Origin of the sequence: Bradyrhizobium sp. S3.3.6, assembly GCF_040546905.1 — a bacterium.
Lineage (GTDB): Bacteria > Pseudomonadota > Alphaproteobacteria > Rhizobiales > Xanthobacteraceae > Bradyrhizobium > Bradyrhizobium cytisi.
In genome coordinates, this window is the sequence record NZ_JBEPOT010000007.1 from 266,143 (window position 1) to 283,006 (window position 16,864).

Sequence of the window (16,864 nt, forward strand, 5' to 3'; positions counted from 1 at the left end):
ATGATTGCATGCGAGATGACCCGGGTCGGCGCGCTTGCTTGCACCCTCGCCTCGGCTGATGTGAGCGGTAAGATTGGGCAAAGGCCCCGCTTTCAGCGTCGAATTCATTTTGGAAGCAGCTGCTCGACCGCCTCGGTCATCGCCTTCATGGCGTCCTCGGGTGAGCGGCGCAGCGTCACCACATCCTGCAGCAGCAGGCGAATCCGGTCCGTTATTCGAAGCGAGTTGTCGCCGGGGAAGGAATACCATCCGCCCGCTTTGCCGGCCGCCCGGATCGCGGCCATCCGCGGGTCGGTGGGCGGCGTCGAAGCCTCGAGCGCTGCGATGGCTATTTGGTTGCCGGGCAAATAGCTCGTTACGTCCGAGACGATGTTTTGTGCCGGCGGGCTCGCCACGAACTTCATGAACGTCCAGGCCGCTTTCTGGTGCTCGGGCTTGCGGGTGACCATCATCACGCAGTTGCCGCCGACCGGGAGCCTACCCTTGTCCACGATCGGAATAGGCGTTGTCCGCAAATCAAACTTCACCTGTTTAAGCTGAGTCTTGAGGAATCCACTCGAGGTCACGATCATTCCGATCGTTCCGGCCGAGAACGCCTGGTAGGCCTGTTCGCGAGGCATATCCACCTGGCCAGCCTTGCCGAAATCGCGGACGATTTCGAGGGCGCGCAGTCCGTCCGGTCCGTTGAACGTGATCGAGCGGTCGTCGGCAGACATCATCCGCCCCCCTTGCGATTCTATCAGCGCCATGAAGGTCCAGTTGCCGGCCGCGGCGTAGTCGAAAAAGCCGCCGATCTCGTTGGCGCCAAGCGCGGTGATCTTAGCCGCGAGAGCTGTTATCTCAGGCCAGGTCTGGGGAAGGTGGTCAGGATCGCCTCCCGCCTGCCGCACGAGTTCGGCGTTGTAATAAATGATTGGCACGGAGATGATAAACGGCAGCCCATAAAGCTTCCCGTCAGTCCGGCACAGATCATCCGAGATCGCGTGGTAACTGCTCTCAGCCCAGGGTTTATCCTCGGTCAGGAACGGCGACAGTGGGAGGACCAGGCCCCGGCGTATGGTCAGTTCAGCGCGGTTGTAGCCCTGAAAAATGACGTCAGGAGCTGTCCCGGTAACGTTGTCGCGGAGCAAGCGCTGGGTAAGGTCGTCATAGTCAGTCGCTGGCGGCCGCACCGTTACCTTGATCTCCGGGTGCTCGGACTTGAACGTCTCGATTAGCTGAGGCGGCACCAGCGAACCGAGTGAGATGACGTCGATACCGGCTGCTTCAGCCTGCTGGATACACGCACTCATCAGGAAGAGCAGCAAAAGAAGCGGTAGCTTGAACATGTTTTGATGCATCCTGATCAAGGCTGAAGTTAGCAGAAGGCGAGAGCGAGCTTGAATTTTGGAGCGGCCAGCTGCTGCTCGCCGCTCAGATGTCTCTTGTCTTCAGGTTTGCCAAAAATCGTGCGGCCGTTCTGATGGCATCGTCAGCGCGGGGGACAAGACGAACGCGATTGGCAAAGCCGTGGATCAGCCCCTCATATCGCTGAACATCGACCAAAACGCCTGCCGCCTCGAGCCGGTGCGCCATCTCGAGCTGGTCATCGCGGAGCACGTCGAGCTCGGCGATCCCCATCCAGATCGGCGGCAAGCTCTTCAGATCCGCGTGAAGCGGTGCGAGATAGGGATCAGATGGCGATGTTCCCTCAGGCATGAGGGCATGGATATAGTGCTCGACGCGAGCCTTCGACATTCCGAACTGTCCGTTCCCGAAGAGACGATAGCTCTCGCGCCTGGTATTCGTGATGTCATAGCCGCCGTAGAATAGCGCCATGCCGACGGGCAACTTCTTGCCTGCGTCCCGCCGCCAGAGCGTTGACGTCAAAGCAAGAGTTGCACCTGCCGACCCGCCTGTCACGGAAACCCGGCTGGCGTCCAGATCATGGTCGCCGGCTGAGGCAAACAGCCAGTCCAGCACCTTGACGATGTCCTCAAGCGCTGCGGGATAGGGATGTTCGGGCGCCAGGCTGTACTCGGTCGCGATCACCGCGAGCTTTCCCTCTGCGGCCATTCTCCGGCAGATGCAATCGCAATGATCGAGGGAACCCCGAACGAAGCCGCCGCCATGCATGAACAGCGTCACGGGCAGGTGTCTCGCAGCGTTCTTGTAGAGGCGGGCTTTGAGCGGGCCATGCGCCCCTTCGATCGAAAGAGGTATGACCTTTTCGATCTCTGGTGAGCCTTCATTCCAGAAGGGCGCAAACCTTGTTTGCTGGTCTCGGTCCCCCTCGAACGTGGAGGGCGGACCGCCATCAGCTTTTACCATTTCTGACAACTTCGCCATCGCGATCGCCATGGCGGGATCGATCAAGTCGGTGGAGCCTGCCTGCCCGCTTCGGGTGCTCTGCGTAGACATAGAATGTCCAGAACTCGGTCGCGAGGAAGGTGACGTTATGAACCCCGATGCTTGCCCGCCTGCGGGCCGCACCGCTTGGGCCTGCTCAAGATGCTTCAGTTTGTGCCGGCGGGTGACCAGTCACGGCCAAGAGCAAAGACGCAATCGCCTCGCCCGGTTCGCGCCGGGATTCGCCTTGTGAGCACGAGTCCATCAGTCCTGGTGATTACGGGCTCGGGGTCTCGCCAGGGCGTCGTCGTGAAGTGGATTCTACCGACCACTTGGCCGGCCTCGACCGTGTCATTGAGGCCTACCAGAGGTTCGAACAGTCCTCGTTCGCTGCTGCCGGCATAGACATAGTCGCGGCTGGGAACGCGTGCGACGAACCGACAATCAGGCGCACGCCGATCGGTCAGAGCGCGGCTGGTTGCTCCGATGTGATGGAGGAGCCGCGCCAATCCATATTCTGCCATCTCCACGGCAGCACGGTTGACGTCGCCGCCGCCGCCAAGCTCAGTCGACAGATGTTTGACGCCCTGGCGGCGGCAGGCGCCGATCAACGCGCCATCGCCGCCGGTTGAATGTTCGATGATCATGCCGACTGGCATGCCGAACACGCGCAGACGTGTCAGCGCCTCCTCCAGGTGATCCGGGTTTGGAGGACGGGCGACGACGGCACAAGGCAGATACTCGGCGGTGAGACTGCCCGAATGCAGGTCGATGACATACTCGACGCGCGGCAGGATGACGCTCTCGATGAAATGGGCGATCATCGCGGTCGGGCCCCCAGAGGGGTCACCGGGAAACTGACGGTTCAAGTTTCCGTCATCGAGCGGGGAATTGCGCCGATCTCCCCGCACGGCTGGCGCGTTCGCAGCCGGTAGAATAATCAGCCGGCCGCGCACGTCTTCCACTTTCAGCGTGCGGATCAGCTTCATCAGGATGATCTGTCCTTCGTATTCGTTGCCGTGATTGCCGGCCATCAGCAGCACGCTCGGACCTTCTCCGTTACGGATCGTCACAATCGGAATCGGCTCGCAATTGTAGCCGGCGTCGTCGCCGGAGCGATCGTGCACAGCCAGTGGCAACCAGAGAAAGCCGGTCTGCTTGCCTGGCGCGTCGATATCGAGATCGGTCCAGATCTTGGACGCTTGCTTTGCTTTATCGTTCATGACGTGTCCCTTATCCACGATAGACTTTTGTGATTGCGAAGAGCCCGCGTTCGAAGGCAACTCGATCGCGCGGCGTGCCCGTGCCAAAGCGAATTGCATTTGGTGCAGGGCTATCGTCCATGGCGTATGTGCCGGCGGGGCTGACGTCGACGCCAAGCGCCCTCACTTTGGCGACGAACTCCTGCGCCGGGCGATCTGTGGGTAGCGGGAGATAGACGTGGAGGCAATCAGGCCGGCTGCGAAGGTCGGAGCTGGAAATGCTGTCGATTACCATGGATTGGCGAATACGCGTCTCGGCTCGCACCGCCTCGATGATGTCGTCGACAGACCCGGTTTCGATGAGAGACGATACGATCGCGCCGTTCATGGGGGCGCACATCCAGTAGGTGGCGCGCACGCCCGGCCAGAACCGCTCCGCCGCGGCCTCGGCACTTGGTGCAACGAGGTAGGCGATCTTCAGCGCAGCGGCCAGCGACTTGGCGGTGCCGAGCACGTACCAGGAGATCTCCGGCGCAAAACTCGATAATGGCGGGGGGATATCCTTGGGAAGCAGGCTGTAAATGTCGTCCTCGATGATCGCGACCTCGTAGCGCCGGCAGATCTCAGCGATAGCCTTGCGCCGCTCGAGGCTCATCATTCCCGTCGTCGGATTCTGGAGCGTCGGCATCGCATAATAGGCGGCTGGGCGATCGGCACGGCAGATCGCCTCGAAGGCATCCGGCCGGGCGCCCTCGCCGTCCATCGGGATCGGTGAGAGCTGGAAACCGAGATGCTGGGCGAAGGTGCGCATCGTCGGATAGCTCAGGGTCTCGATAGCGAGGCGTCGATTGGGGCCGACGAGGCTGGCGAGCAGCATCATCAGGATGCTTTGCGTGCCATTGGCAACGACCACTCTGTCCACCGCTGGAACGTCCTGCATTCGGCGGCCAATAAAGCGGGCGCCAAGCGCGCGATCGCGATCGCTGCCGCGAAATTGATGTGCACCGATCAGATCATTCGGCTCGCACTCGCCAAGAACCCGTTGAACGGCGCCACGATAGGCTTCATCGAAGACATGCGGCACCTTGGGCGGCAGATTGCCGCTCATGTTCAGAATGTCGCTTGGGCGGAACGATAGTGTCATGGGGATTTCCGGTTGGATGAAGAGCGTCTCAGGAGCTCAGGAGCTTGCGGGTCTGATCGGCCATCGCCTTCAGCGCGACATCAGGCCTCGTCCGATGCGCCACGACGTCCCGCATGACATCGGCCATCATGTCGGTGATCTTGACCGTGTTGTCTTTGGGGAACGAGAACTGATCCGTGGTGATCGCGAGGGCTTCAACGGCGGCACGGTGATAGGGATTGATCTGAAGATACTCCTTGAGGAAATCGGCTTGCCCGAGCGCCGACATGTTGACCGGCATGTAGCCGCTCTGCCGTGCAAGGATCATCTGGCCCTCGGCACTTGCGGCGAAGCGGAAGAAGGTCCACAGCGCCTTCTGTCGTTCCGTATCCTTGGTGAAGACCATGAATCCATGGCCAGCTCCCACCAAGCGACCCTTTGGGCTCGGGATGGGCAACCGGCCGACCATCAACTCGAAGCGCCTCTGGGTGGCCTCGGAGACGGACGTAGTTCCGCTGGCGGATCTGATCAGAATGCCACAAGCACCGGCATTGAACGCCTGCCGCGCCTGCTCGCGGCTCATGTTCGTCCCGCTCACATCGCCAAACCGCCAGAGAAGCTCCAGGGAGCTGCGGCCTTCGGGGGCATTGAACGCGACGTCGGATAGATCGGGCGTCATCATCCGCCCACCGGAACTTGCAACCAGGTTCTGGAAGATCCAAGCGTTGCTCGCGTCGTTTTCAATGAAGCCGCCGGTGATCGTACGGTCGAGTGCAGAGATCTTTCCGGCAACCTCGATAATCTCGTCCCAGGTTGAGGGCGGCTGCGCGGCGGCGTGCCCGGCCCGCTTCAGGAGATCCATGTTGTAGTAAACGACAGGGATCGTGGTTCCGAACGGCATCGCGTGGACGCCGCTATCGCCAGAGATTGATTCCAGCAGAGGCTCCGGGAGGCCGAGTGCGGTGAAGGCAGCCCGGCCACCGGCCAAAGGATCGAGTGGTTGTATGTAGCCGCGACGGGCAAGGAGGCGCGCATAGGCAAGCGACTGCCAAGTCGCATCGGGCAGACCGTTGACGAGGCCCTCGCGAAGCGTGACCTGCAGCAGGGGATCCCAATTATCGCCCTTGCCCAAGAACTCGACGGCAATGGCCGGATTGGCCTTGGTAAATCGTGCCCCGAGCTCCTCAATCATTTTCTGATGGAGGCCCATCGGCACACTAATCCTCAGGGGTCTCTGAGCGGCGGACGCCGCCCGCGGCGCGGGGACAGCCGCCACACAAAGCCCGATCAGGGCCTTCCTGCGGGTGAGATCCATTTGGCGCTCCACGATCCTACTTGACGGCTCCGCCAGTCATACCTTCGACGAACCACTTCTGAGCGGCAAGGAAAGCGACGACCAGGGGGAGAACGATAAGGGTCGATGCGGCCATCAGCGGGCCGTAGTCATTGCCGGACTCTTCGCTCTTGAAAGCCATGATTCCGAGGGGCGGAGGCATCAGGGATTCGTCCCGTACCGCAATCAATGGCCAGAACAGATCATTCCAATGGCCAACAACTGAGAAGATCGAGAATGCGGCAAGTGCCGGCAGTGCCATTGGCACCATGATCTTCCACACGATCGCGATTTCTGAGAGACCGTCGAGCCGCGCGGCATGGACCACGTCATCGGGAATGGTCTTGAAGAACTGGCGGAACAGGAAGATGCCGAAGGGCGAGACCACATAAGGGAAGATAAGCGCAGCATACGTGTTGAGAATGCCAAGCTGGTAACCGAGGACGAAGAGCGGCAGCGAGAGCACCTGGTGCGGCAGCAGCAGGCCGATCAACACCATGGCGAAGAGCAGGTCTCGGCCGGGAAAGCGAAGCTTGGCGAGCGCATAGGCGCAAGGGGCGCATACGAGGATCTGAAGGGCGAGGATCAGAGCACAAACGATCAGGCCATTGCCCATATAGCGCGGCAGCGGCGCTTCGGTAAGCGCCTTGGTGTAGTTCTCGACGCCATAGAATTGCGTCGGCCAAAAGGAGAATGACGCGCGGAAGATCTCCCCCGGCGGCTTGAGCGATAGCGACACCATCCAGACGAAAGGTACAAGAATGAGCGCGCCGGTGGTGAGTAGAACCGCATGGCGAACGATGGCGGACGGCTGCAACAAGCGGTTCGGGTGCATGTTGATGCTCATTGGTAATGCACCTTCCTATCCATGAGCCGGGCTTGAGCGAGGGTGAGGGTCACGACGATGGCGAGAAAGACGACCGCAACGGCGGCGCCATGTCCGGTGCGCAGATACTCAAAGCTCTCCCGATATAGCGTGTAGAGCAGCATTTCGGAGGCGTGGCCGGGCCCGCCTTGGGTAAGCACTTTCACGGTGTCGAAAGACTCGAATGCCCTCAGCGCCACGACGATGACGACGAACATCGAGACCGGCCCGAGCAGCGGCAAGGTGACGGTGCGAAATCGGTCGAGCCAAAGGTCAGCACCGTCGATATCGGCAGCATCGTAGAGATCCTGCGGGATGCTCTTCAGGCCCGCCAGAAACAGCACCATGGCGTAGCCCAGGTTCTGCCAGATACCGATGACGGCCAGCACCGGGAGGGCCGTATTCTCGTCGCGCAGCCAGTTGGCGGTCGGCAGGCCGATGGCGGCGAGCGTCTGGTTGACGAGGCCGATCGTGGGATGCAGCAATGCCTCCCAAGCGACCGCCATGGCCGTGAGCGTCGCCATGAAGGGCAGGAAGTGGATGGCGCGGTAAAAGGAGCGGCAGGACTTTCCGCTTTCGATCAGAAGCGCAATCAGAAGGCCAAAGACGAGGGTGCCCGGCACGACGATCAGAACGTAGACGATTGTGTTGACGAGCGAGGCCCTAAAACCATCGTCAGCGAAGACCTCGCGGAAGTTGGCGAGGCCGACAAAGGCGAGCGTCAGCGCGCCGAATTGCCAGTCGGTGAGCGCGATGACAAGGACGCCGATCACCGGCAGGAAGAACAGGGCGAGCAGAAAGAAGACCGCCGGCCCGGCCAGCGCCCAGGCCGCCAGCGCTTCTGTCAAGGCCCGCCTGCGGGCCGGTGCGACGGCGGGGGATGGGAGCGCTCGAACGCTACCCGTCGCAGATGGCTCGTCGGGAGCGCCGGTAAGAGCAAGAGGCTCGCTCATCGGGCGACCTCCCGGATCGGCGTGACCGACGCCCGGCCGGATTCGACTTCTTGGCGCAAACGACGCCCATCATGATCAAACAGAAGCACGCGATCTGGCCCGACGCCGACGTGTAGGGTCTGGCCGGGGACGACATGAGGCGCCCGTTCGGCCAGCAGCCTTGCGATCAACGGATGATCGCCGCCCGCCAGATCGAGATGGACGAAGAGATCGGAGCCCATATGCTCGATCATGCGCACGGAACCGGTCAGTGCGCCCTGCCCGCCGCGTTCGGCGAGATGAAAAGCCTCGGGGCGAATGCCGAGGGTGAGATGCGCTCCGGCAAGCGCATCGGCCCCGATCGCAAGCGTCGATCCGGCCACATCGATCAGGCCACGTTCGCGCACCACACCGTCGAGCATGTTGATCTTGGGCGAACCGATGAATTCGGCGACGCGCCGGTCGTCCGGATCGGCATAGATCTCCTGCGGCGGAGCGACCTGCAACAACTCGCCGTCGAGCATCACAGCCACGCGGTCCGACAGCGTCATGGCCTCGGCTTGGTCATGAGTGACATAGACGAAGGTGACCCCGAGCCGCTGGTGCAGTTCCTTGATTTCGGCGCGCATCTGCACACGGAGCTTGGCGTCGAGATTTGACAGCGGCTCATCCATCAGGAAAACAGCCGGATGACGCACCATCGCCCGGCCGACCGCCACGCGCTGGCGCTGGCCGCCGGAGAGCTGCCCCGGTTTGCGGGCCAGCAGGTGGCCAATGCCGAGGGACTTGGCCGTACGGGTGACTTCCGCGTCGATCTCGGCAGCGATCCGCGCCGTTCCCGGCAGCAGGCGGCCCAGAAGAGGAAGCCTCTCGAAGGTCGAGAGCCGGCGCATTCGAAGCGGCAGGCCCATGTTGGAGGCAACCGTCATATGGGGATAGAGCGCATAAGACTGGAACACCATCGCTACGTCCCGGCACTTCGGCCTGAGGTTGTCGACAGCCCGCTCGCCAATCGAGAGCGAACCTGCATCCTGCACCTCGAGTCCCGCCAGGATACGCAGCAGCGTCGACTTCCCACACCCCGATGGTCCCAACAGCGTCAGGAACTCGCCATCCGCTATCGACAGCGAAACACCACGCAAGACGGATGTTGCGCCGTAATTCTTATGGATGCTGTCAATCGATACGGATGCCATCGCCGTTACCTCCACATCGTCATGAAAACCCCCTGCGGAGCACGGCACCGAGATCATCCCGTTTGGACGTGTACGCTGGCGTGCCAGACCTTAGAAACTCGTACTGCTACAGTCGGATGACGACCATCGAATAATTCGATATGTACATCCGCAGATGCGATGACGTGTTCCGCTCTTGGGAGAGCGACGGAAAGTAAGCGCAATCGGTGAGTGCGGTGCGCAACTTTGGTGGAAAGGTCTCGTGGGCGACGCGGGTGGCAAAGGCCTCGGTATCAGCCGGAGGTTCGGCTAGCATCCTCGCTGTCGGGAAAACTGTCTCGAGTCAAAGGTCGCCGAGTTGGGCAGCCGAACAGCGAATTGTCGGCCTCCGCCGACGCCCTCGCTAAGCAAGCGATCCTGTTAACTGCGGAGCGCATGCATCGGCGCGACAAAACGGAAGCGAACCGCACCGGCGTGCGCACCTATCTCACAATGTTTTTCTAGGCGCGCTCGTTCAAATCTTCAGTCTCGCTTGTCCGAGGTGCGAGCCGTGACCAACGTCATCAGTGTTCTGATCTTGCTCGCGGCTTTGACCGCTGGACGGCGCGCCTGCGAGAAAGGCATGTCGACGCGACGGGCGTAAAGCATCGTAGTTCTCGATGCCTTCATTTGAAAACGCGATGGTCTGATTGGTTAAGCCATCAAGGAACGAGTAGAAGTCGTCGGGAGTTTTTGCTTTCAAATTCGCAGGTATTCGATCTTGTCTCTCGTTGCAGAACGGCTCAATGCCGTTCGTCCCTCCGAAACCAAGGCCATGACGGCCCGCGCTGCCGAACTGAAAGATCGGGGCGCCGATGTGATCACGCTCAGCCAGGGCGAACCGGATTTCGACACGCCGTCTGCTGTCTGCGAAGCCGGTATCCGGGCGATCCGGGATGGGCGGACGAAATACACCGCGGTCGCCGGTATCAAGCCGCTGCGCAACGTGATCCGCGAGAGCTTCCGCCGCGATCACGGGCTCGACTACGACATCGACCAAATTACGGTCGGCTGTGGGGCCAAGCAGGTCGTATTCAACGCACTGTTCGCCACCCTCGACCCGGACGAGGAGGTGGTGATCCCGACACCCTGTTGGGTCTCCTATCCCGATATGGTGGCGCTGGCTGGCGGCAAGCCGGTTCTCGTCGCCTGCGATGAATTCCATGGCTTCAAGCTACGCCCCGAGGCGCTCGAAGCTGCCATCACGCCGCGCACCAAGTGGCTCATGCTGAATTCGCCGTCCAACCCGACCGGTGCGGTGTACAGCCGAGGCGAATTGCTCGCGCTCGCTGCGGTGTTGCGGCGCCATGGCCATGTCCATGTGCTCTCCGACGATATTTATGAAAAGCTCACCTACAACGCCGACTTTGCTAGCATGGCGGCGGTCGCGCCGGACCTCTACGAGCGCACGCTGACGGTCAACGGCGTGTCCAAGGCCGACGCGATGACTGGCTGGCGCGTCGGTTATGGCGCGGGGCCTCTGGCGCTGATCAAGGCCATGAACCTCATCCAGGGCCAGACCTCCTCGCACACCAGTTCGATTTCCCAATATGCCGCCATCGAGGCGCTGTCCGGCGGGCGGAAGCATATCCAGGAATTCGCGAGCGCCTTTCTGCAGCGCCGCGACCTCGTCGTTGCCAAGCTGAACCAGGCCGCGGGGCTTTCATGTCGCGTGCCGGACGGCGCCTTCTACGTTTTTCCCTCTTGCGCGGGTGTTATCGGCAAGCGCACACCGGGCGGCAAGGTGATCGAAACCGACACCGATTTTGCCATGTACCTGCTCGACGCATTCGCCATAGCCGTCGTGCCCGGAAGCGGATTTATGGCCTCGCCCTATATCCGCATTTCCTACGCCTCCTCGCTCGAGGACCTCACCCGCGCCTGCGACCGCATCATCGCCGCCTGCGCAGCCCTGTCCTGAAAGATCTCCGGATGTCCCCTGCCAAACGCCTTCGCGCTCGCATGGCCGAGACCAGTCTTGTCCACATCATGGCCGCCCACAGCCCGCTTTCGGCGATCCTCGCCGAAGAAGCCGGATTCGATGGCCTGTGGGCCTCCGGCTTCGAGTTGTCGGCGCTTTACGGCCTGCCGGACATGAGCCTGATCTCGATGACCCAGCATCTCGACATGCTGCGGGCGATCGCCGGACGCACGACGCTGCCGATCGTCGCCGATATCGATACGGGCTACGGCAACGCAATCAATGTCATCCATGCAATCGGCGAATACGAGCGGGCCGGTGCGAGCGCCGTCGTCATTGAAGACAAGACCTTTCCGAAAGTGACGAGCCTCGTTGCCGGTGGGCGCCAGGAACTGCTGCGCATTGAGGAGTTCAAGGGCAAAATCGCGGCCGCCGTCACGACAAGACAGGATCCGGATTTTCTCGTGATCGCCCGCACCGAAGCGCTGATCGCAGGCCTCGGCGAAACCGAAGCCCTGCAGCGTGCTCAAGCCTATGTGGACGCTGGCGCCGACATGATCTTGATCCATTCGAAAAAGAGGGATCCTTCCGAGATCGAAAGCTTTTCACGCGCCTGGACCGGATCGGTGCCGCTGGCGATCGTGCCGAACGCGTACCCGGAACTTAATGCCGACCGCGTCAAGGCACTCGGCAATATTCGCATGACGATCTACGGCAACTACGGGATCCGCGCTGCTGCAACTGGCATGCAGGAGACCTTCCGCCGGATCATCGCCGATGACGGCGTCCAGAACGTTCACAAGGACATTCTGCCGGTGGAGGAGATTTTTAGACTTCAGAGGATGGACGAGATTAAATCAGCCGAATCTCGCTTCCTTTGCTGATCCGTTCCAGCCGCGCCGCGAATGGCGAGGTTTTCAGCGCGATAGGCCATTACGCCGTTCGTTTTTGGCTTAGGCCGTTTTTGCGCGCGATATATCGTTTATAAGCAGTAATCCGGCGACAGACATCGAATAATCTGCTGGGAACTTTCATTTTTTCGTGGCCTGCTGCCAGTAAGAAGTAGCGACAATTTTTCCGGCATAGAAGATGGCCACCGAAGAGAATGACGTGCCCCTCAACGCGATCCGCGTGTTCGTGATGATCGCGCGAGAAGGAAGCGTCACGCGCGCGGCTCACGCACTGGGAATGACCCAGAGCTCCGTCAGCCGCTACCTGGCCGTGCTGCAGGACCATCTGGGCACAGACCTCATGCAACGACGCGGCAAGCGGAGCGAATTGACGGAATTCGGACGGCTCTTTGCGAACACAGTCGCCGAGCCGCTAGACACCGTGTGCTTCACCGCTAAGAGAATGCGCCGGCGGGATCGTCCAGACGTCAATCGGCTTGTGGTCCGCACGTCGCTTTCGACCTTCGCGTACTCTCTTCTGATTCCGAATCTCCAGGCATTTTCCGCTGAAATGGGCGGCGTCATCGTGGATGTGATCAGCTCACTGTCACTGCCCATATCCTCCGACGATTTCGACATCCTGATTACACGCGATCTTTCCATCGTCGAACCGGCCGACGATTGGGAAATCTACAACGAGCAACTGGTCTGTGTGGGCTCTCCAAATCACGTCGATGGTAAAGGCCTCTCGATTGTTCGCGCAATGCCGATTCTGAATATCACATCTCGGCCCGACATCCTGCCCACATGGCTGCGGGCGATGAACCTGACCACTAAAGATATAAGCTCGGGGGCGCGTTATGATCACAATTACCTTGCTCTACCGGCGGTCATGACGGGAAAATGCCTTCTGGTAGCGCCCGAAATCATTGTCAGCGATCTGGTGCGCGGGGGCGCTCTACATGTGATACCAGGATCACGTGCGCCCAGCGGCATGCACTATCGGGCCTATGCGGTCGACCGCAGTGACAATCCCGAACTTTCTCGTGCTTTTTGCCGTTGGCTAGTCCGCCTTTGTAAAAAGGCCACCCTTCCGGAAGCCGCTTGATATCGCATGAGGTCTCCAGATGGTCATCTCCAATCCGACTTATTGGATGGCTGAAGAGCTGATTGCGCCACCAATCACGAGCTCGCCGCGCCAAGGCCCATCGACCGCTGGACTCTGATCTAGCTAGTCTAATCAGGTTTCGCAAAAGCGTGACGGAGCGCGCCGCTCCGACACGCGAATGGGACGAAGCCGGATCGCCGCGCAACGCGCAGGAAACGCTTCGGAGCTTGTATAGCCCGCGAGCGCGCGAGCGCTTCAGTCACGATGACGCAACATCGCCGGACTGGCGCAACGCGCAACGCCTCGTGTAATCGCGAAGGCCAAAACGCAGGAAGCGCGCATGCTCTCATCCTTGTCGGACTGATCTCCGGCGCTCAGATGCGGATTTTCGAGCACGGTGGAAACTCCCTTGTTGGCGCAAGCCACACCAAATAGGTGCGTCGGTTGTTGGCGCCTAGCTCGACGTGAGCGCGACAGCTCCGGCTATACCCGGATCAGCGCGTAACGTCGGACGGCGTGTCTCAAAGCATCCGCCCTGATCGATAGTCAGAGTCACGATCTTCCGTCGCGCAACAGACATCGAATCGTTTGATGAAACGCTCTGGTTTTGCGATGGATGACACCCGCCCTCATTGGGCTCGGGCTACAATCTGAGCGCGTCTTGCAGCATGGCAGCGGCCGATGACGTAAGCCCGATGCAGGTCCGCAAGACGCCTTGAGCGGCGACGGTCTCACAGTAACAGGGGAGCGCTTAGAGCTTGGCAAATGCATCAAATCTCTCAAGCATTTGTGCGTAGTCGGTCGATCATGAGCAGCGCATTGATCTCGACTGGACCCATCTTTCGCAATCCCGAATGTGAGCCTGTGCTGAGCATGCAAAGCCGGGGACCCGCGGTGGGTCATCTGGCTGAGCTCGGCCGCTGGCGGACCGTCCCACACAACTAAAAATCGTCACAATCCATGCGCACAGCTTTGTTACCTTTTAATTTGGTAAGTGCGATGGATGATCTAGGCTCGCGACTGTCTATCGAAGCACCTCGAATTCCGAACCTTGATCCTCGGCAACTTCGCTATGCTGTTATAGCCGCGGACTTCGGAAGTCTCCGACGGGCGGCTGACGTACCTCTTATCAAACAAACGACCCTTAGCCGCTCAATACGGCAGCTTGAGCATCTCGTGGGTATTGCGATTTTTGAGCGGTCGAATGCTGGCATTCGTCGACAGCCGCAAGTCGTCGTCTTTTTTGTATCGCGCGGTTCATACTCGAAAACATGGAAGTCACTCAGCGGGAGAAATCTGATCTGCATTCGCCATGCTTGAATTCAGGCAACGAATCCCAAATCGACCTGACTACGGCTGAGCGATCAGGAACACTTCCGCGGGCCGAGCCGCTCGAAATCCGCGCAATGGAGGCCAGATAACGAGATCCCTGCTCTGGAGAGGCACATCGATTGCGCCTGACGGCCAAGAGAGGCAAGCCACCGTGGAAGTCCACTCAACTCGCGATAGGAGGCAATAGGTGGGCTGCGGCTTCAATCGACACATATGAGGAAAATGAAGGAGAGCAGCATGTCCAGTTTGAGACTATCGGTTCGCAACCCACCTTTGAACACATCGAAAGAGAGGACTGAGAAAGCTCGATTGACGGCCACCATGAAAAGGCGGGCGCTCAAGCGCAAGATCAAAGCTTCCAAAATTACGGTGGTGTCCTCGTCTGGGACGCCGCCGGAACCGGAATCCTAGCTATTCCGAATTGACCGCACCTCACAGTAGTCAACGAATTCGCTGGCAGGGGTGCTGAAGAAGCGCATGCAAATGGAGTGACCCATTCAAGAAGCAGTTTTGTCACCGGCAACTCGCCATAGGGCTTCGACCGCGCCTGTGGAGTTCCGAGATCTACGCTGGGCGATCGCTGCGTCCCAGCACCGAAGCCTGCGGCAAGCGGCGGAGACGCTCAACATCAAGCAGTCGACTCTTAGTCGCCGCTTGCGCAATCTCGAATGCAAGTTGGGCAGCACTCTGTTCGAGCGCACAAGTGGCGGTACGCGACCGACCATTGAAGGTCAGGAATTCCTCGATGCCGCCCGGCGCGTCGTGGGCGAAGCTGATGCAATGACCGCTCGTCTCAAGACCCGCTCGCGTGGCGAGAGCGGTCGGTTGACCATCGGCATCCACACCTCCCTCTCAGCCGGCAATCTCCGGGCCACTCTCCTCGAGCACCGGCACCGCTTCCCCGATGTCGATAGGCAACTGGTCGACGGCTCGAGAGACCATTTGATCGCGGATCTCGCCAGCTCCGCCGTTGACGTCGCCTTCGTGGTCGAGCCCAATCCGAAATGGAGTGACAGGTCATTGTTGCTCTGGAGCGAGCGTGTCGTTGCCGCCCTCCCCGCGAACCATCCGTTGGCGGGCCGTGACGTAGTTCACTGGGGCGAACTGAGGCGCGAATCGCTTTTAATGTCACAGCGAGGCCCGGGACCGGAATTCCTGAAGCTCCTCATCAGCAAATTGGGATCCTCCGACCCTTGCCTGCTGCTTCGCCATGATGTCGTGCTCGACCGCCTCCTCTCCTTGGTCGGCGTGGGCTGGGGCATTCTACTGATATTGGAAAGTGCGACTGGCGCAGTCTATCCGGGTGTCACCTTCCGCGAGGTGCATGATGCCGAGGGTCCGACGCGGCTGAGCTTCCGCGCCTATTGGCGGCAGGCCAACTGCAATCCATCGCTGAGTCCGTTCCTCGACCTACTTCGCGAGCGCTATCCGGATCTTTCCGGTGACGCAGGTGCGGGCTGAGCAGCATTTCGCCGCGCGTTCGCAAAGGCGCGGTCGGTTGCCATGAAACGCTCGATCATCGGCGCGATCAAATTGACCAGCTCGATCGGCTTCGTCGCGTCTCCGTTACGCATTAGAATTTCGACAAAGCTTTGGAGATCCCTGAAGACCGCCGCCGGCAGCTCGATGGTGAGCTTGACCGGCTTGTCGTCGGCGAGCGGCCCAAGCTTGAGTTTCGTCACGGTGTTCCTCCTTTCCCGTAGGGCGCCAGCACCAGGTCGCGCGTGACGATGACCTGCATCGGGAAACCCGGCCGGATAGTCAGCGTCGGCTGGATGTTGAGCTGGCGCTGCACGATCTGCTGGCCGGTTTGGCTGATGCTGTTAGACGCCCCGCTTCGGATTGGTTCAACAAGGTTGTTCTCGTTCTGGCTCGTGCCGGCCTCGACTCCGACGCTGAGCAGGGTCGAGAGAACGGCGGCCTTGAACAGCATGCCCCAATGGTTGTCGACCGCGTCCTCGAGTCCGGCATAACCACCCACTACCTCCGTTTCGATCACGCTGGGTCATGCCTGATCCCATTGAAACACAAATAGAACCTCCATTTTTGCGGATTGCGTACAGGGGGCGGAGTTGAAGGGATAGAAAACTGCTTTCCGCTCCCAGAAAACGATCTCCGTTTCTCCTCGACCGATCCAAGTCGCGGAAAAGGTAGAAACGTCATGCCAAGCCTGACCGACACCGCGATCCGCCCCCGCATTGATCAGCTTGATCACTGCAATCGCTCCCGACGCGCAGTTGAAGTAGATGTCGACCAGTGCATCGAACTGGTGCGCGCGACCTCGGGCCTTCAGCAGGCGATTCACCGCGCGTTCGCACGGCGCGAGATCCTCTGAGAGCAGCTCGTCGGCCTGCGCACGCGTGAGGCACAGGCCCTGCGAGATCTGCAGACCGCCGGCGGCGTGATATGGCCGAAGCCGATTGTCAGCGTGCCACTGACGGGGCCACTCCGCGAGCGAAAGTATGATCAAAGTCTCACGGTAATCCGAACCCGCCAGAAGCTACGAGGACCTACGCGGAGACATAGCAAGCGTCATACCAATCATGTCACTCGCGAAGATTCCACGTCGAACCTGAGCTTGAGAGGACTGGATCGATTGCGACGTGTTAATTGCAT

Annotated in this window: 16 protein-coding genes and 1 pseudogene; 5 read left to right on the forward strand and 12 right to left on the reverse strand. The window is 60.4% G+C overall.

What is annotated here, in order from left to right; all coding sequences use genetic code 11:
* Nucleotides 1-104: 104 nt before the first annotated feature.
* The 9 genes from ABID59_RS21875 to ABID59_RS21915 all read right to left on the reverse strand — a co-directional run bounded on the left by ABID59_RS21875 (nucleotide 105) and on the right by ABID59_RS21915 (nucleotide 9,700).
* The gene (locus tag ABID59_RS21875; RefSeq protein WP_354084736.1) at nucleotides 105-1,328 is read right to left on the reverse strand and encodes an ABC transporter substrate-binding protein; all 1,224 of its coding nucleotides are present in this window, start codon (nucleotides 1,326-1,328) and stop codon (nucleotides 105-107) included.
* A gap of 85 nt (nucleotides 1,329-1,413) precedes the next feature.
* Complete coding sequence (locus tag ABID59_RS21880; protein ID WP_187437102.1) at nucleotides 1,414-2,355, reverse strand: alpha/beta hydrolase; 942 nt, start codon at nucleotides 2,353-2,355, stop codon at nucleotides 1,414-1,416.
* A gap of 140 nt (nucleotides 2,356-2,495) precedes the next feature.
* Complete coding sequence (locus ABID59_RS21885) at nucleotides 2,496-3,650, reverse strand: succinylglutamate desuccinylase/aspartoacylase family protein (protein WP_354084737.1); 1,155 nt, start codon at nucleotides 3,648-3,650, stop codon at nucleotides 2,496-2,498.
* The gene (locus ABID59_RS21890; protein ID WP_148774692.1) at nucleotides 3,562-4,674 is read right to left on the reverse strand and encodes an aminotransferase-like domain-containing protein; all 1,113 of its coding nucleotides are present in this window, start codon (nucleotides 4,672-4,674) and stop codon (nucleotides 3,562-3,564) included. The genes ABID59_RS21885 and ABID59_RS21890 overlap by 89 nt, the downstream gene beginning before the upstream one ends.
* Nucleotides 4,675-4,702: 28 nt before the next feature.
* On the reverse strand, nucleotides 4,703-5,968 hold the full coding sequence (locus ABID59_RS21895; RefSeq protein WP_354084738.1) for an extracellular solute-binding protein: 1,266 nt from the start codon (nucleotides 5,966-5,968) through the stop codon (nucleotides 4,703-4,705).
* Nucleotides 5,969-5,984: 16 nt separating this feature from the next.
* Nucleotides 5,985-6,833: a carbohydrate ABC transporter permease gene (locus ABID59_RS21900; RefSeq protein ID WP_354084739.1), complete on the reverse strand. Its 849-nt coding sequence runs from the start codon at nucleotides 6,831-6,833 to the stop codon at nucleotides 5,985-5,987.
* A complete protein-coding gene (locus tag ABID59_RS21905) occupies nucleotides 6,830-7,804 on the reverse strand; it encodes a carbohydrate ABC transporter permease (RefSeq protein WP_502916817.1) in 975 nt (324 codons plus the stop codon). Before ABID59_RS21905 ends, ABID59_RS21900 begins: the two co-directional genes overlap by 4 nt.
* The gene (locus tag ABID59_RS21910; protein ID WP_148774689.1) at nucleotides 7,801-8,979 is read right to left on the reverse strand and encodes an ABC transporter ATP-binding protein; all 1,179 of its coding nucleotides are present in this window, start codon (nucleotides 8,977-8,979) and stop codon (nucleotides 7,801-7,803) included. The genes ABID59_RS21905 and ABID59_RS21910 overlap by 4 nt, the downstream gene beginning before the upstream one ends.
* A 493-nt stretch (nucleotides 8,980-9,472) precedes the next feature.
* The gene (locus ABID59_RS21915; RefSeq protein ID WP_148774688.1) at nucleotides 9,473-9,700 is read right to left on the reverse strand and encodes a hypothetical protein; all 228 of its coding nucleotides are present in this window, start codon (nucleotides 9,698-9,700) and stop codon (nucleotides 9,473-9,475) included.
* Between the two features lie 18 nt (nucleotides 9,701-9,718).
* On the opposite strand from ABID59_RS21915, the gene ABID59_RS21920 reads away from it, so the two are divergent.
* The 5 genes from ABID59_RS21920 (at nucleotide 9,719) to ABID59_RS21940 (ending at nucleotide 15,709) form a co-directional block, all read left to right on the forward strand.
* Nucleotides 9,719-10,918: a pyridoxal phosphate-dependent aminotransferase gene (locus ABID59_RS21920; protein ID WP_354084741.1), complete on the forward strand. Its 1,200-nt coding sequence runs from the start codon at nucleotides 9,719-9,721 to the stop codon at nucleotides 10,916-10,918.
* Between the two features lie 41 nt (nucleotides 10,919-10,959).
* The gene (locus tag ABID59_RS21925; RefSeq protein WP_354084742.1) at nucleotides 10,960-11,802 is read left to right on the forward strand and encodes an isocitrate lyase/phosphoenolpyruvate mutase family protein; all 843 of its coding nucleotides are present in this window, start codon (nucleotides 10,960-10,962) and stop codon (nucleotides 11,800-11,802) included.
* A 205-nt stretch (nucleotides 11,803-12,007) separates the two neighbouring features.
* On the forward strand, nucleotides 12,008-12,916 hold the full coding sequence (locus ABID59_RS21930) for a LysR family transcriptional regulator (protein WP_354084743.1): 909 nt from the start codon (nucleotides 12,008-12,010) through the stop codon (nucleotides 12,914-12,916).
* Between the two features lie 999 nt (nucleotides 12,917-13,915).
* Nucleotides 13,916-14,236: a helix-turn-helix domain-containing protein gene (locus ABID59_RS21935; protein WP_354084744.1), complete on the forward strand. Its 321-nt coding sequence runs from the start codon at nucleotides 13,916-13,918 to the stop codon at nucleotides 14,234-14,236.
* 561 nt (nucleotides 14,237-14,797) lie between these two features.
* Nucleotides 14,798-15,709 (forward strand): LysR family transcriptional regulator, encoded by a 912-nt coding sequence (locus ABID59_RS21940; protein ID WP_354084745.1) that lies wholly within the window; start codon nucleotides 14,798-14,800, stop codon nucleotides 15,707-15,709.
* On the opposite strand, the gene ABID59_RS21945 is transcribed toward ABID59_RS21940, so the two are convergent.
* The 3 genes and pseudogenes from ABID59_RS21945 to ABID59_RS21955 form a co-directional block, all read right to left on the reverse strand.
* Nucleotides 15,673-15,930 (reverse strand): DUF2274 domain-containing protein, encoded by a 258-nt coding sequence (locus ABID59_RS21945; RefSeq protein WP_148774683.1) that lies wholly within the window; start codon nucleotides 15,928-15,930, stop codon nucleotides 15,673-15,675. The genes ABID59_RS21940 and ABID59_RS21945 overlap by 37 nt on opposite strands.
* Nucleotides 15,927-16,223, reverse strand: a pseudogene (locus ABID59_RS21950) (TraB/TrbI/VirB10 family type IV secretion system protein); the annotation flags it as partial. The pseudogene ABID59_RS21950 and the gene ABID59_RS21945, both read right to left, overlap by 4 nt.
* Before the next feature lie 30 nt (nucleotides 16,224-16,253).
* Complete coding sequence (locus ABID59_RS21955; protein ID WP_148774682.1) at nucleotides 16,254-16,718, reverse strand: glycoside hydrolase family protein; 465 nt, start codon at nucleotides 16,716-16,718, stop codon at nucleotides 16,254-16,256.
* Nucleotides 16,719-16,864: the final 146 nt, after the last annotated feature.